This is a genomic window from Pseudomonas sp. m6p (genome assembly GCF_055760375.1).
This window is the reverse complement of the sequence record NZ_CM147084.1, coordinates 3,257,297-3,271,181: the sequence shown is the minus strand read 5'-3', so window position 1 is coordinate 3,271,181 and position 13,885 is coordinate 3,257,297. Positions and strand designations below refer to the sequence as shown.

Here is a 13,885-nt window from a genome sequence, read left to right as displayed (position 1 = left end):
GTTATCAATCTTTGCATTCGTTACAGCAGCGGTGCCAGGCGCTCGGCCCACAGCGAAACCGCTTCCGGGCTGCGCAGCAGATCGTTGCGCACCTCGATCAGCACCGACTCCAGTCCACGGGCATCGCCGTGCACTGGCACGGTCATGTCACCCAGCGGATCGATCCGGTACGGCTGGTTGCCCGCGACCTTCAACGGGTGCTGGCCGAGGCCGTCGATCAGCCGTTGTGCATAGGCGCTGGCCTGGCCGAACAACACGCCGACTTCCAGCGGGCGCGGCTGGCCGTAATACACCGGGGTAAAGCTGTGAATTCCCACCACCCGTATCGCTTGACCCTGCGCGACGCGTTGGTCGATCAGGGTTTGCAGCCGGGCGTGAAACGGTTTGAACAGCGTCTGGCGCCGGTACTCGCGAGTGGCTTCGTCCAGCTCGCGATTGCCGGGCACCTGATAAATCTCGCTCTGTGCCGGAATGCTGTCGGGGGCATGCCGGGGCCGGTTGAGGTCGATCAGCAACCGTGAATAGTTGGCGCTCAACAGTGTCGCCCCGAGCACTTGCGAGAGCTTTTCAGCCAGTTGCAAGGCGCCGATGTCCCAGGCGATGTGCTCGCGCGCGGCTGCATCGTCCAGGCCCAGATTGTTCAGGGCTTCGGGGATGTAGCGGCTGGCGTGCTCACACACCAGGATCAACGGATGCGATGAATTTTCACGACTCAGGTTGTAGACCGGGCGGGTATACAACCCCAGCTCGGCGGATTCAGTACAGGCGTGCATAGTGCTCACACAGGTCAGCGGGCGAGAGCTGTTCCGTCAGCGCCAGTTCCTCGGTTTTAAGGGCGTGGTAAGTGTCGAGCAACGGCTTGGGCAGCCATTGGTTGAAGGCTGCACTGTCACGCAGGCAATCCAGCGCCTGGGCCAGCGAGGCGGGCAGGGCAACGATGCCCCGGGCCTTGCGTTGCTCGTCGTTGAGTGAATCGGGTACTTCATCGGTGATCGCGTTCAGCGCCAGACGCTGTTCGATACCCAGCCGTCCGGCGATCAGCAGCGCGGCCATTGCCAGGTGCGGCGAAGCGGTAGCGTCCATGGCGCGGAATTCGAGGTTGTACTGCGCCGCCACGGATTTGCCGCCCAGGCTCACGGTCGGACAAATGCGCAACGCCGCTTCACGGTTCTGCTGCCCCAGACACGCGTAGGACGCGCTCCAGTGATGCGGCTGCAGGCGTTCGTACGACACCGGCGTCGGCGCGGTGAATGCACACAGCGCTGGCAGATAATGCAGGATCCCCGCCGCCCAATGCTGGCCGAGGGTCGACAGACCGTTGCTGGTGCCGGCGTCGTAGAGCAGCGGCAGACCTTGCAGGTCGAGCAGGCTGACGTGCAAATGCACGCCGTTGCACACCGCATCGGCCTTGGTTTTCGGTGCGAAGCTGACGTCGAGGCCCATTTGCCGGGCGATCTCGCGAGTGATCTCGCGCACGTTTACCGCACGATCCGCCGCCGCCACACCGAGCGTCGGCCGGCAGGTGATTTCGTATTGATGCTTGCCGTATTCCGGCAGAAACATCTCCGGCTCGACGCCACCGGCACGCAAGGCGCTGAGCAGCCAGCCGCCGAACTCGGCGCCCTGACGCTGGGCTTCGAGGGAAAACGCCAAGTGTTCGGCGAAGCCGGCATGCAGGTTGAATTCGTGTTCGAACGCCGCGTTGACCTGCAGGCCGAGGTCGTTGCGATAACGTTCGATTTCATCGCGCAGCAGCGTGCGCGGACAGGCACTCCACGGGCGGCCATCGGTTTCGCGAATGTCGCCGTGGATGAAGTCCAGCGCCGGCGCTGCGGCATCCGGGCCGTTGCCGACGGTGACGCGGCTGCTCAAGTCAGGGACCAGCCGCAAATCGCCATACGCGCCCCACGGGTTGGTCGAGGCGATGATGTCCTGCGGCGTCAAGGCACTGTTGGCCGGCACCCAGCCGCACCCGGCCGCTTGATAATGTTCCAGCTGATCGGTGGGAAACGAGCGGCCACGGGTGATGCCGATCAGGTCAGTGGTGACGATGGTGGTCATCGGCAACGGCGTCAGGCGCTCGCTCATGGGCGCATCTCCTGCAACCTGCCGAGCACCGTCTGGGTGTCGGTGATCCAGCAGTAGCCCTTGATCGCATTCAGGCAGGCGTCATGTCGCGCCGGGGTGTAGGTGGCGCAGGCGTCTTCGACCAGCGTCACCAGATAACCGCGGTCGGCGGCATCACGCACCGCCATGTCGACGCACTGGTCGGTGACAATGCCGGCGATGATCAGGTGGCGGGTTTCGAGGTTGCGCAGCACGTAATCGATGTTGGTCGAGTTGAACACCCCGGACGAGGTTTTCGGCAGCACGATCTCGTTTTCCACCGGCGTCAGGTCGTCGATGATCCGCGCCTGTTGACTGCCTTTGGGCAGGTGCATGTCCGACAGTTTGTGATCCAGCGAGCGGTCGCGGCCGTCGGCGGTCAGGCTTTCGATAATGGTGTGCAGCACGTTCTGCCGCGCTTCGCGAAAGGCGCTGAGCAAGCGGCGCTGGTTGGGCACCACCTGCATATGGGTGCGGGTCAGGAAATACTCGGCGTCCGGGCCGTTCAGGTGCGGATCGAACTGCGGTTCGAGCCAGGCACGCTGCATGTCCACCAGCAGCAACGCGGTGTGATCGGTGACAAACGGCAAGTCTCGCGGCGAGCGGTGGGGAAGACTGAACATCCTTATTTATCCTCCAGCAAGTGGGTGTTGAACTCGTTGCGCAGGGCGTCGATGCCTTCCAGGCGATCGGCCAGATCGGGGCTGCGCAGGGTCAGGCAGGCAATCAGTGCTTCCACCTGGGCCAGCGCTGGCACCATGGTGTCGAACGGCGAAGCCGATTCCACCGGGGCACTGATGATCAGGTCGGCCAGTTCCCGCAGCGGTGAGGCATAGATGTCGGTGAACAGCACCACCCGGGCATTGCGGCTTTTTGCAGCACTGGCCACGCGCAAGGCCTGGGTCTGATAGCGGCGATAGTCGAACAGCAGCACCACGTCCTGGCGTTGCAGATCGAACAGGCGGTCGGGCAGTTGCGCGTTGTCTTCCAGGGCAAAGCAGCCGGGGCGCAGCAGGCGCAGGTGATTGAGCAGGTAGTTGGCCATCAGGCTGCTGAAACGTCCGCCGAAGCAGTAGATCTGGTGCCGCGTATCGAGCAGCCAGTCGAGCAGAATGCGTACGTCTTCGGGCTGAGTCAGAACCTGGGTTTCCACCAGCAGGCGTTGGCTATCGGCCAGATAATGGCCCCAGGCGTCGTCCTTGTTCAGGTGCGAACGCGGTTGCAACAGGGTGCGCGGCGAGCGCAGGCGGTGGTCCATGTCGCTGAGCAGGGCGTCCTGAAATTCGGCATAACCGCCGAATCCGAGCTTCTTCACCAGCCGCACGATGGTCGGATCGCTGACGCCGGCGTGTTCGGCCAGACGCGCCATCGGACCCAGGCCATTGCGTGGATACTGGTCGAGCAGGGCGCGAATCACTTTGCGCTCTGACGGCGTCAGCTCCAGGCCGGGATCGGTGATCAAGTCTCTAAGAGGGGGCATCCGGGCTCCTGCTGGATGAGGGGGGTGTTGAATTTGTTTCATAATCCGTTAAAACAGTATTTATGTAACTCAGGTTACATGTCTAGTGAATTTTTTGCGGTAGGAATTCACTGTTTAAATAACCTCAAAGAGCTGTGTCATAAGGGCTACACCGATGTCCTCGACCCTTGTAGTCCATTGCCTATTGGCGTGTGAGACATTGCCGTTTTTGTACGCTCGCCGGAGTAACGTCCTAGCTCGCGAGGTCCCCCGGGCCGCCCGGTTTTGCGGCACAATTGCCGCAAAACCGGCGGTTTGCCGCCGATTCAACCGATGTTCAGCGAGTGCAACCCTGTGCAATCCACCTGTTTGACATTGATCTGCCACGCTCGAACCGTCGCACAGAAATTGTCGCGTTTTCCTACGAACGAGCCTGTTGAAAATCCGCCATCAGGGCTCGGTGCATTGGCCACACAACTCGCCAGCGCCGGCCGTCTGCTGTGCGGGCCGGAATTGCGTACGCGCCAGACCGCCGAGTGGTTCGGTGCGGCGCCGCAGGTAGACGAAGCGCTGCGCGATTGCGATATGGGGCGCTGGCACGGACAAGCGATCAAGGATCTGCAACTGCGCGAGGCCGAGGCTTTGCAGGCATGGATCAGTGATCCGCAGGCGGCACCCCATGGCGGCGAGTCGGTGACGCAATTGGGCGAACGCGTGGCGGCGTGGCTGGCCAGCCTGCAAGGCACGCCGGGGCCTATCGTCGCGATCACCCATCCTTTCGTGGTGCGGGCTGCATTGATGCAGGTGGTGCAGGGCGTAGCGTTCAACGCGATTGATGTTGAACCGCTGTCAGTCGTTGAACTGCGGTTCAACGGGATCTGGCGGCTACGCTTGCCGAGTAGCGTTCGTGTGGGAGCACAGTGATGAAACGACTGCTGGTCATCGGCATCGGCGCCGGCAACCCCGACTACATCACCCTGCAGGCGGTGAAAGCGCTCAACCGGGTAGACGTGTTTTTTCTGATGGACAAAGGCCCGCACAAGGACAAACTGATCGATCTGCGTCGCGACATCTGTGAGCGCTACATCACCGATCCTGCCTTTCGCTTCGTCGAGGCTCACAGCCCGGAGCGTGAGCGTGGCGACGTGGACTACACCCGCGCGGTCGAAGATCTGAACCGTGCAAAGCAGGAAACCTTCGAGCGGCTGATCAATCAAGAATTGGCTGACAACGAATGCGGCGGTTTCCTCGTGTGGGGCGATCCGGCGCTGTACGACAGCACGATTCGTATCCTGCAGGCGATTCTGGCGTCAGGCCGCTGTGCGTTCGAGTTTGAAGTGATCCCCGGGATTACCAGCGTTCAGGCACTGGCCGCGCAGCATAAAGTGCCGTTGAACAGCATTGGCCGGTCAATCGAAATCACCACGGGCCGGCGTCTGGCGGCGGGGCAGGTGAGTGACACGGATAGCCTGGTGGTGATGCTCGACGCTGAAGATTCCTACCGCCATGTGGCGGATCAGCAGACCGAGATTTACTGGGGCGCTTACCTCGGCACACCGGATGAAATTCTGATCAGTGGCAAGCTTGAGGATGTTGCGGATCAGATCGAGCGCACGCGCAAAGCGGCGCGGGCCGAGCATGGGTGGATCATGGATACCTATCTGTTGCGCAAGCCCTAGATTGTGTTTGTCAGGGCTGGCCCCTTCGCGAGCAGGCTCGCTCCCACAGGGAACGCATTTCAAATGTGGGAGCGAGCCTGCTCGCGAAGGAGTCATCACAGCCAACTCAGGAAATGGCTTTGACCCCACGCCCAAACCGCTCCCGATACACCGACGGCGGCACCCCGACCACGCTGCGAAATGCCACGCGAAAGCTTTCCACCGATCGGTAACCACAGCGCTCGGCAATCTGTTCGCTGTTGTGTGCTGTGCTTTCCAGCAGTTCCCGCGCCCGCGCCAGGCGTTCGTGTTGCAGCCACGCCTTGGGCGATTGGCCGCTGGCCTCGCTGAATCGCCGCAGAAACGTGCGTTCGCTCATCGCCGCTTCGCTCGCCAGATCGCGTACTTCCAGCGGTTGGTGCAGACGCTCGCGAGCCCATTGCATCACCCGTGACAAATCGTTGCGCGGCGTTGGGCTGACAGGCGTGGGAATGAATTGCGCCTGGCCGCCGGTGCGTTGCGGCGACATCACCAGCCGCCGCGCCACCGAATTGGCGACCTGAGTGCCAAAGTCGCGGGCCACCAGATGCAGACACGCATCGATCCCGGCGGCACTGCCGGCCGAGGTGATCAATTGACCCGAGTCGACGTACAGCACATCCGGATCCACCGCAATCGCCGGGAAGCGCCGCGCCAGTTCATCGCTGTAGCGCCAGTGGGTGGTCGCGCCGTGGCCGTCGAGCAAGCCGCTGGCGGCCAGCACGAACACCCCTGAACAGATCGATAACAGCCGCGCACCGTGGGCGTGGGCCTGACGCAATGCGCCAAGCAGGTCCAGTGGCACCGGGGCTTCGCGATCCCGCCAACCGGGAATGATGATGGTGCGTGCCTGCGCCAGCAGCTCCAGGCCGCCGTCGGCCAGGACGTGAATGCCGCCCATGGCGCGCATCGGCCCTGCGTCGACGGCGGCGATGCGTTGCTCGTACCACGGGAAATCGAACTCCGGCCGGGCGAGGCCGAAGATTTCCACGGCAATCCCGAACTCGAAGGTACAGAGGCCGTCGTAGGCCAGAATCGCGACCAATCCAGGTGAATCAGGCATTTGGCGGAAAGTTCCCGGTGAGTGTCTTGCGCGCCACTGTAGCGCCAAGTGACGGCCCGATAAAGTCTGTTCACACCCCAACATATGAAGGAGCCACACAACATGACCAGCCTGGTTCGCGACATTCCTGCCGCACCGTCGGCCATTGCCCTGATGCATTTCAGCAACCGTCTGACGTTTGAAACCGATTGTTCTGACGTGTACAGCAGCCAGGAGGCCGGTGAGGTCGATTTTGTCTTGGTCGATGTGCGCGGGCCTTTGGCGTTCGAGCGTGGTCATGTGCCGGGCGCGATCAACATTCCGACCCGCTTGCTGACCGCCGAAGGCCTGGCGGAGTATTCGACGAGCACGTTGTTCGTGGTCTATTGCGCCGGACCGCACTGCAACGGCGCCAACAAGGCTGCGGTGAAACTGGCGGCGTTGGGTTACTCGGTCAAGGAGATGATCGGTGGCGTGTGCGGCTGGCTGGATGAGGGCTTCAGCTTGAGTACTACTCAAGCCGCCAAGGCGCCTATTGGATGTGAATGCTGAATGCTTTTGTAGGAGCTGCCGAAGGCTGCGATCTTTTGACTTTCAAGAGCAAAAGATCGCAGCCTTCGGCAGCTCCTACAAAGGCAATTTTTGTCATTTTCAAAGATTTGTCCTACAGCCTTTGCACCATGTCGGCGCACCGTTGATCCCGGTCAACGCGTGCGCCGATGTTCTGTAAGTATTTGTCGCCTAAACACAATTTACCCTGTGCGCGCCGCCATAGACTGCCGTCCACTTCGGTTTTTGCTACTTGATGGCCATGACCGAACGCCAATCGAAAGCTGCCAATAAAAGCCTCCGCACACAGGAGTAATAAATGAAGAAGCTAGTGATGTTCGGTGCCCTGGCACTGTCGATGTTGTCCCTGACCGCTGTGGCCGAAGACGCCAAACCGATTCGTCTGGGGATCGAAGCCGCTTACCCGCCATTCTCGATGAAAACCGCTGACGGCAAGCTCACCGGGTTCGATGTCGACATCGGCGATGCGCTGTGCAAACAGATGGACGTTAAATGCGTGTGGGTCGAGCAGGAGTTCGATGGACTGATCCCGGCACTCAAAGTGAAGAAGATCGACGCGATCCTGTCCTCGATGACCATCACCGACGATCGCAAGAAGAACGTCGATTTCACCATCAAGTACTATCACACCCCGGCGCGCTTCGTGATGAAGGAAGGCTCCGGTGTCAAAGACCCGCTGACCGAGCTCAAGGGCAAGAAAGTCGGCGTACTGCGCGCCAGTACCCACGACCGCTACGCCACCGACATGGCCAAGGACGCCGGGTTTGAAGTGGTGCGCTACGGCTCGCAACAGGAAGCCAACCTGGATATGAAATCCGGTCGTCTGGATGCGATGCTGGCCGACTCGGTCAACCTCAGCGACGGTTTCCTGAAGACCGACGCCGGCAAAGGCTTCGAATTCGTCGGCCCGACCTACGAAGACGCCAAGTACTTCGGTGGCGGCGCCGGCATTGCGGTGCGCAAGGGCGATACCGAGCTGGCCGAGAAATTCAACAAGGCCATCACCGAAATCCGCGCCAATGGCGAGTACAAGAAAGTGCAGGACAAGTACTTCGACTTTGACGTGTACGGCCATTAATACGCTGTAGAAAAAAGTGGTCCCGTATGCGCGGTGGCCACTTTTTTTGTGCCCATGATTTATTCTGCCAACACCTATCCAATGTAGGAGCTGCCGCAGGCTGCGATCTTTTGATCTTGACGCTGAAAAGCAAGATCAAAAGATCGTCCGATCGCGGCCCGAGCCTGCGGCAGCTCCTACAGGTTTATCGGAGTTTTCCCATGCAACGCATCGACCATGTCCTGCCCTGGAGCCACTTGGGCAGCGAACGTTCCCTCAGCGTCTTCCGTTACGGCGCGGGCAGCCGCAAGGTCTACATCCAGGCCAGTCTGCACGCCGACGAACTGCCGGGCATGCGCACCGCATGGGAACTCAAGCAACGCCTCAACGCGCTGGAGCAGCAGGGCCGTCTGCAAGGGGTGATCGAGTTGGTGCCGGTGGCCAACCCGATCGGGCTCGATCAGCATTTGCAAGGCAGCCACATGGGCCGCTTCGAGCTGGGCAGCGGGAAAAATTTCAACCGCGCGTTTGTCGAACTCAGCGCGCCAGTGGCGGCGCGCATCGGCGAGCGGCTGGGCAGCGATGCCGAGGCCAACATAGCGCTGATCCGGCAAACCATGGGCCAGGTGCTCGATGAGTTGCCGGCCCCGGCCTCGCAGCTGGAAGCTCTGCACCGCTTGCTGCTGCGCCATGCCTGCGACGCCGACATCACCCTCGATCTGCATTGCGATTTCGACGCGGCGATTCACATTTACGCATTGCCGCAACACTGGCCGCGCTGGCAATCGCTGGCGGCGCGACTGCAGGCCGGCGTTGCGCTGTTGTGTGAAGACTCCGGCGGCAGTTCGTTCGACGAGTCGTGCTCATCGCCTTGGTTGCGTCTGGCGCGGGCGTTTCCGAACGCGGCGATTCCCCCGGCGAACCTTGCCACCACCCTGGAACTGGGCAGTATGGGCGACACCCGGGTCGATCAGGCGCAGGCCAATTGCGAAGCGATACTCGGCTTTCTCGCCGAGCAGGGGTTTATCAGCGGTGAATGGCCGGCGGCACCGAGCGAATGCTGCGAAGGCATGCCGTTCGAAGGCACCGAATACCTGTTCGCGCCGCACCACGGCGTGGTCAGTTTCCTGCGTAATGCCGGGGAGTGGGTCGAGCAGGGCGATGCGTTGTTCGAGGTGGTGGACCCGTTGAATGACCGCCTCACCACTGTCCGCGCCGGTACCAGTGGCGTGCTGTTTGCGATTGATCGTGGGCGTTATACCCAGCCGGGGATCTGGCAGGCCAAAGTGGCGGGGCGTGAACCGATTCGGGTGGGCAAGTTGATCAACGACTAAGTCCAGATTTCACCCACCCCTGTAGGAGCTGCCGAAGGCTGCGATCTTTTGATCTTGCTTTTAAAAGTCAAAGTCAAAAGATCGCAGCCTTCGGCAGCTCCTACAGGGGTGGGTGTGGTGGATCAAGGCTGTTAGGCTCTCCCGGAACCCGACACTCCGTGAAGGAAGGCTCTATGTTGAAGGCGTTTGCCCTGTTAACCCTGCTGGCGTCCAGCGCCGTGCATGCGCAAACCACGCTGCAAAGCGACTTGCCACTGAAATACATTGAACAGGTTCACCCGGACGCGAACACTCGACCACTGGTGATTTTCCTGCACGGCTACGGCAGTAACGAAGCCGATCTGATCGGTATGAAATTTCAGCTGCCGGCGCAGTACAACTAACTCTCGGTGCAGGCGCCGCTGGCGTTGGGCGAAGGACGTTTCCAGTGGTTTCGCAAGAAAGGCGAAGGGGCTTACAACGGCGAGACCGATGATCTGCAGGCCAGCGGCCGGAAGTTGCGGGAGTTTGTCGCGCAGGCGGCGCAGAAATATCACGCCAGCCCGGACAAGGTGTACCTGATCGGTTTCAGCCAGGGCGCGATGATGACCTACGAAGTGGGCCTGCGTCCGCCCGTGGCGGTCGGCGGCATCGCAGCGTTGAGCGGACGGCTGTTGCCGGTGTTGAAAACCGAGCTAAAAGCCGAGCAGCAACCGCTGCCGCTGCACATCTTCATCGGCCATGGCACCGCCGATGATCGAGTGCCGTACCGCGACGGTACCGAGGCCAATACGCTGCTGCAGAAACTCGCCTATAAGCCCGAGTTTCACGCCTATCCCGGCGTCGGCCACAGCATCAGCACGGCCGAGCTGCGTGACTTGAACGCCTGGCTGCAGCAGCTCAACCCGTGACGATCACTTGTCCTTGAGGATGGTTTTCACCAGCGCATCGTGACCGCTTTTGTCGCTGGCTCGGGAAATCACCTGGACCAGCGCCATGCGCTTGCCGGAGGCGGCGAGGAGGGTGGTATTGAGTGTCTGGCCGCCGCCTTGGGTGGCAGTGCTGTCGACCTGACGCACGCCGAGGCCGCTGCTTTTCTGGGTCAGACTTTTTTCTGTGAGCTTGTTGAAGTCCGGCAGCGCCTTGCGCTGGTCATCGATGAAACTTGCCAGGCTGCCGTCGAGAAATTCGTTGTCGTTGTCCTTGACGCTGGCGCCACCGGCGATCTGGTTTTCCGCAGCGATGACTACGGTCTTGGTCGCCTGATTGGTGTACATCGTGCCCTTGGCACCGGTCGGCCCGGCTGGCAGCGGGTCGGCGGTGAAGCCTTTGGGCAGGACGAAGGTGAACTTGCCGTCGAGCATCGACACGTTGTTGGTCGAGGCCTTTTCCTTGGGCTTGGCTGCCTGGGCGTTGAGGGCGCCGAGACCGGCGACCGCCGCCAGCAACAGGACGACGGCTTTCTTGCTGAGCAATGACATGTGAATCTCCGAGGGATGGTCGCGCCAGGGCGGCGATGATCCCACGGAGCATGCCCGGCATTCCAGCGCGGTTTGTCAGGTGTTGACATCCGCCTCGGGAATACGGTTTTTTGCCGGAACAGGTCGGGCCAGCAGTTTGCGGGTGACCCCGAGCATGGCCACCGACACCGCGACACCGACGATGAAACCGCTGAGGCCGAGGCTTGGCAGGGTCAGCGCCGACACCAGACAAAACGCCGAAAACGAGTACATGCCCGTCGCCGTCGCCCGTAGCAATGCCGCAGTAAACGCCGGGCCACGGGTCTGCTGAGAAAACACCGCCATCACACTCCCGAGCACCGGGAACACCGCGAGCAGACCGCTCCAGCGCTCGCCCACGGTGCTGGCGAGCATCGTCACCAACAGCGTCAGCGCCGCGCCGGCAATCATTCGCCAGAGCAGTTTGTCCGACTTCGGTGCCGGACCGTTCAGCACCGGTTGCACGTTGGGGAACAGATACGGCGCGGCGAGCAGGGCAGTGGCCGCCGCCGCGACCGAGAACGTCAGTGACGACGGAATCAGCGACAACATTAGCGCCAGCACCGCCCAAACCGTCAGGGAAATCGTCAGCGCCAACGGCCAGTTCGCCCGCTGCGCCACCTGCGCGTAGGTGACGCAGAAGGCGATCATGGCGAACATCGCCGACAGCGCCGCGACCGCCGATTGCGCAGCAAACGATGGCCCCTGTTCGATGGCGAGGAAAAACAGAATCGGCCCGACCACCACTGGCAGCCCCGATAGCCAACCGGCGACGCTCGGCCCCCAGCGCTTGCCAGCGAGGGAAATCAGCAGCAGGAAACCGGGGATCAGCAGTAATTTGAGGATCAGCACGCGGGAGGCCTCCGGGGATGGAACGGCCAAGGTAACCGATTGGTGCGTTGATCGACAAACATTGTATACAAAGCGCTGGGTGGACATCCGCTATGCTCTGGCTATCAGGGTTCAAGCGGGAGTTATGGCGGCGATGAGCAAACCATCGAAGTTGCTGCGTGGGTGCTGTGGCATCGGCTTGTGGGCGTTGTTACTCACGCCGACCTGGGCCAATTGGCAGGACGCGGTGCCCGGCGCGCAAATCATCGGCACCGGCGATTTCAGTGTGTTCGGCTTCGACGTCTACAACGCCCGGTTGTGGAGCGCGGCACGCCCGTTGTCGACCGAACAGCCCTTTGCCCTGGAGCTGATCTACCGGCGCAAGATCTCGCGCGATGATCTGGTGCAGGCCAGTGTCGATGAAATCAAACGGCTGGCAGGCTCCGGCGTCAGCCCCGCGCAGTTGGCCAAGTGGCAAGGACAAATGCAGCAATCGTTCGTCGATGTGCAGGCGGGTACGCGGATTACCGGCGTGTACCTGCCGGGGCAGGGCGCGCGGTTTTTTGTCGGGCAGCAGTTGCAGCATGAAATCGATGATCCGCAATTTGCCCGGGCGTTTTTCGATATCTGGCTGGATCCGCGCACCCGTAACCCCGAGTTGCGTCAGCAGTTACTGGGCATGAGCCATTAAAGTCAAAAGATCGCAGCCTTCGGCAGCTCCTACAGGGGAACGCATTCCAGTGTAGGAGCTGCCGAAGGCTGCGATCTTTTGCTCTTCAAGGGTTCAACTGAAACGTCTAAGCTGCGTCTTTCGAACTTGTTTCTGGATGTGTGCGTGAAATTCAGCTTACCCAAAATCGCCACTGCGCCGTTCTGCCCGCCAGAAGTAGCCGGCAGCGTCGCGGTCGATCCGAACGCTTCGTTCTTCAAACGCGTGCTGCGTTTTGCCGGGCCTGGCTTGCTGGTGTCGATCGGCTACATGGACCCGGGCAACTGGGCGACCGCCATCGAGGCCGGTTCGCGTTTTGGTTACAGCCTGCTGTTCGTGGTGTTGCTCGCAAGTCTGGCGGGAATGGTCGTGCAGTGCCTGTGCTCGCGTCTGGGCATCGCCACCGGTCGCGATCTGGCGCAATTGTCCCGCGAGCGCTACAGCACCCCGACCGCACGCCTGCAATGGGTGCTGGCGGAAATCTCGATCATCGCCACTGATCTGGCCGAAGTGCTCGGCTGCGCCCTGGCGTTTCACTTGTTGCTTGGCTGTTCGCTGACCTTCGGCATTGCCCTGACCGCCTTCGACACGCTGCTGGTGCTGGCCTTGCAGAACCGTGGCTTCCGTCGGCTGGAGGCGATCATGCTGGTGCTGGTGGCGACCATCGGCGTGTGTTTCTTCGTTGAGCTGGTGCTGATCAAACCTTACTGGCCGCAGGTGTTCGCCGGATTCAAACCGTCGCTCTCGGCGATCAGCGATGCTGCGCCGCTGTACCTGGCGATCGGCATCCTTGGCGCCACGGTGATGCCGCACAACCTTTACCTGCACACCTCGATTGTGCAGACGCGGATGATCGGCAAGGATCTGGCCAGCAAACAGGACGCGGTGAACCTGGCGCGGATCGATACCATCGGTTCGCTGGCATTGGCGCTGCTGGTCAACGCGGCGATCCTGATTCTGGCGGCGGCCGCTTTTCACCAGTCCGGGCATACCGACGTGGTCGACATTCAGGACGCCTACCACCTGCTCGACCCGCTGGTCGGCGGCGCGCTGGCCAGTGTACTGTTCGGCGTCGCGTTACTGGCGTCGGGGCAAAGCTCGACGTTCACCGGAACCATCGCCGGGCAGGTAATCATGGAGGGTTATCTGAACCTGCGGATTCCCTGCTGGCAGCGGCGTTTGATCACGCGCGGGCTGGCGTTGATCCCGGCATTCATTGGCGTGTGGCTGATGGGCGATAACGCGGTGGGCAAATTGCTGGTGTTGAGCCAGGTGGTGTTGAGCCTGCAACTGCCATTCGCGCTGTATCCGTTGATCCGTATGACCAGCGACAAACAACTGATGGGGCCGTTTGTGAATCGGCTGCCGACCCGGGTGCTGGCGTGGGGATTGTTTGTGGTGATCAGTGGGGCGAATGCCTGGTTGATTCTGCAGATGGTGGTGTGAGCCATGTTTTGTGCTGCCTGAACCGGCCTCATCGCTGGCAAGCCAGCTCCCACAGTGATTGAGGGTGGATTCAAATTCTTTGTACACCCCAAGACCCTGTGGGAGCTGGCTTGCCAGCGATGGGGCCCTGAAGATCGACACAAAATTCAGGCAAAA

The 13,885-nt window shown here is 61.4% G+C and carries 14 protein-coding genes and 1 pseudogene; 8 read left to right on the top strand and 7 right to left on the bottom strand.

Features of this window, described 5'->3' with window-relative positions; all coding sequences use genetic code 11:
* Positions 1 to 20: 20 nt before the first annotated feature.
* The 4 genes from ACYZUM_RS14795 to ACYZUM_RS14780 are packed head-to-tail and all read right to left on the bottom strand — an operon-like array spanning position 21 to position 3,586.
* Positions 21 to 773 (bottom strand): N-formylglutamate amidohydrolase, encoded by a 753-nt coding sequence (locus ACYZUM_RS14795; protein WP_108183105.1) that lies wholly within the window; start codon positions 771 to 773, stop codon positions 21 to 23.
* On the bottom strand, positions 757 to 2,088 hold the full coding sequence (locus tag ACYZUM_RS14790) for a type I glutamate--ammonia ligase (RefSeq protein WP_108183104.1): 1,332 nt from the start codon (positions 2,086 to 2,088) through the stop codon (positions 757 to 759). The genes ACYZUM_RS14795 and ACYZUM_RS14790 overlap by 17 nt, the downstream gene beginning before the upstream one ends.
* A complete protein-coding gene (locus ACYZUM_RS14785; RefSeq protein ID WP_041074161.1) occupies positions 2,085 to 2,729 on the bottom strand; it encodes a cysteine hydrolase family protein in 645 nt (214 codons plus the stop codon). Before ACYZUM_RS14785 ends, ACYZUM_RS14790 begins: the two co-directional genes overlap by 4 nt.
* A 2-nt stretch (positions 2,730 to 2,731) precedes the next feature.
* Positions 2,732 to 3,586: a MurR/RpiR family transcriptional regulator gene (locus ACYZUM_RS14780; protein WP_041074163.1), complete on the bottom strand. Its 855-nt coding sequence runs from the start codon at positions 3,584 to 3,586 to the stop codon at positions 2,732 to 2,734.
* Positions 3,587 to 3,898: 312 nt separating this feature from the next.
* On the opposite strand from ACYZUM_RS14780, the gene ACYZUM_RS14775 reads away from it, so the two are divergent.
* Both ACYZUM_RS14775 and cobF read left to right on the top strand, forming a co-directional pair.
* Entirely contained in the window at positions 3,899 to 4,489 is a 591-nt protein-coding gene (locus ACYZUM_RS14775; RefSeq protein ID WP_177327931.1) for a histidine phosphatase family protein, read from the top strand.
* The gene (cobF, locus tag ACYZUM_RS14770; RefSeq protein WP_108183103.1) at positions 4,489 to 5,244 is read left to right on the top strand and encodes a precorrin-6A synthase (deacetylating); all 756 of its coding nucleotides are present in this window, start codon (positions 4,489 to 4,491) and stop codon (positions 5,242 to 5,244) included. Before ACYZUM_RS14775 ends, cobF begins: the two co-directional genes overlap by 1 nt.
* Positions 5,245 to 5,350: 106 nt before the next feature.
* Here the strand turns inward: cobF and ftrA are convergent, their stop codons facing one another.
* The gene (gene ftrA, locus ACYZUM_RS14765; RefSeq protein WP_108183102.1) at positions 5,351 to 6,325 is read right to left on the bottom strand and encodes a transcriptional regulator FtrA; all 975 of its coding nucleotides are present in this window, start codon (positions 6,323 to 6,325) and stop codon (positions 5,351 to 5,353) included.
* Positions 6,326 to 6,427: 102 nt separating this feature from the next.
* Between ftrA and ACYZUM_RS14760 the strand changes: the two genes are divergently transcribed.
* The 4 genes and pseudogenes from ACYZUM_RS14760 (at position 6,428) to ACYZUM_RS14745 (ending at position 10,155) form a co-directional block, all read left to right on the top strand.
* Entirely contained in the window at positions 6,428 to 6,856 is a 429-nt protein-coding gene (locus ACYZUM_RS14760) for a rhodanese-like domain-containing protein (RefSeq protein WP_108183101.1), read from the top strand.
* Positions 6,857 to 7,172: 316 nt separating this feature from the next.
* Positions 7,173 to 7,952, top strand: a complete 780-nt coding sequence (locus ACYZUM_RS14755; protein WP_003226194.1) for an ABC transporter substrate-binding protein — start codon at positions 7,173 to 7,175, stop codon at positions 7,950 to 7,952.
* A 200-nt stretch (positions 7,953 to 8,152) separates the two neighbouring features.
* Positions 8,153 to 9,265 (top strand): M14 family metallopeptidase, encoded by a 1,113-nt coding sequence (locus tag ACYZUM_RS14750; protein ID WP_108183100.1) that lies wholly within the window; start codon positions 8,153 to 8,155, stop codon positions 9,263 to 9,265.
* 173 nt (positions 9,266 to 9,438) lie between these two features.
* Positions 9,439 to 10,155 (top strand): annotated as a pseudogene (locus ACYZUM_RS14745) (alpha/beta hydrolase).
* Positions 10,156 to 10,158: 3 nt separating this feature from the next.
* Here the strand turns inward: ACYZUM_RS14745 and ACYZUM_RS14740 are convergent.
* Positions 10,159 to 10,725: a DcrB/PsbP domain-containing protein gene (locus tag ACYZUM_RS14740; protein ID WP_108183098.1), complete on the bottom strand. Its 567-nt coding sequence runs from the start codon at positions 10,723 to 10,725 to the stop codon at positions 10,159 to 10,161.
* Between the two features lie 75 nt (positions 10,726 to 10,800).
* Positions 10,801 to 11,595 carry a hypothetical protein gene (locus tag ACYZUM_RS14735; protein ID WP_041073540.1) on the bottom strand — a complete coding sequence of 265 codons (795 nt, stop codon included), beginning with the start codon at positions 11,593 to 11,595 and terminating at the stop codon, positions 10,801 to 10,803.
* 133 nt (positions 11,596 to 11,728) lie between these two features.
* Here ACYZUM_RS14735 and ACYZUM_RS14730 point away from each other — a divergent pair, with 133 nt between their 5' ends.
* Entirely contained in the window at positions 11,729 to 12,265 is a 537-nt protein-coding gene (locus ACYZUM_RS14730) for a chalcone isomerase family protein (protein ID WP_086792825.1), read from the top strand.
* Between the two features lie 144 nt (positions 12,266 to 12,409).
* Positions 12,410 to 13,729 (top strand): Nramp family divalent metal transporter, encoded by a 1,320-nt coding sequence (locus ACYZUM_RS14725; RefSeq protein ID WP_041073538.1) that lies wholly within the window; start codon positions 12,410 to 12,412, stop codon positions 13,727 to 13,729.
* Positions 13,730 to 13,885 lie beyond the last annotated feature (156 nt).

Excerpts from the sequence above, each read along its gene's own strand:
- ACYZUM_RS14795 (WP_108183105.1), bottom strand. The coding sequence starts at position 773 with ATGCACGCCTGTACTGAATCCGCCGAGCTGGGGTTGTATACCCGCCCG.
- ACYZUM_RS14790 (WP_108183104.1), bottom strand. The coding sequence starts at position 2,088 with ATGAGCGAGCGCCTGACGCCGTTGCCGATGACCACCATCGTCACCACT.
- ACYZUM_RS14785 (WP_041074161.1), bottom strand. The coding sequence starts at position 2,729 with ATGTTCAGTCTTCCCCACCGCTCGCCGCGAGACTTGCCGTTTGTCACC.
- ACYZUM_RS14780 (WP_041074163.1), bottom strand. The coding sequence starts at position 3,586 with ATGCCCCCTCTTAGAGACTTGATCACCGATCCCGGCCTGGAGCTGACG.
- ACYZUM_RS14775 (WP_177327931.1), top strand. The coding sequence starts at position 3,899 with ATGTTCAGCGAGTGCAACCCTGTGCAATCCACCTGTTTGACATTGATC.
- cobF (WP_108183103.1), top strand. The coding sequence starts at position 4,489 with ATGAAACGACTGCTGGTCATCGGCATCGGCGCCGGCAACCCCGACTAC.
- ftrA (WP_108183102.1), bottom strand. The coding sequence starts at position 6,325 with ATGCCTGATTCACCTGGATTGGTCGCGATTCTGGCCTACGACGGCCTC.
- ACYZUM_RS14760 (WP_108183101.1), top strand. The coding sequence starts at position 6,428 with ATGACCAGCCTGGTTCGCGACATTCCTGCCGCACCGTCGGCCATTGCC.
- ACYZUM_RS14755 (WP_003226194.1), top strand. The coding sequence starts at position 7,173 with ATGAAGAAGCTAGTGATGTTCGGTGCCCTGGCACTGTCGATGTTGTCC.
- ACYZUM_RS14750 (WP_108183100.1), top strand. The coding sequence starts at position 8,153 with ATGCAACGCATCGACCATGTCCTGCCCTGGAGCCACTTGGGCAGCGAA.
- ACYZUM_RS14740 (WP_108183098.1), bottom strand. The coding sequence starts at position 10,725 with ATGTCATTGCTCAGCAAGAAAGCCGTCGTCCTGTTGCTGGCGGCGGTC.
- ACYZUM_RS14730 (WP_086792825.1), top strand. The coding sequence starts at position 11,729 with ATGAGCAAACCATCGAAGTTGCTGCGTGGGTGCTGTGGCATCGGCTTG.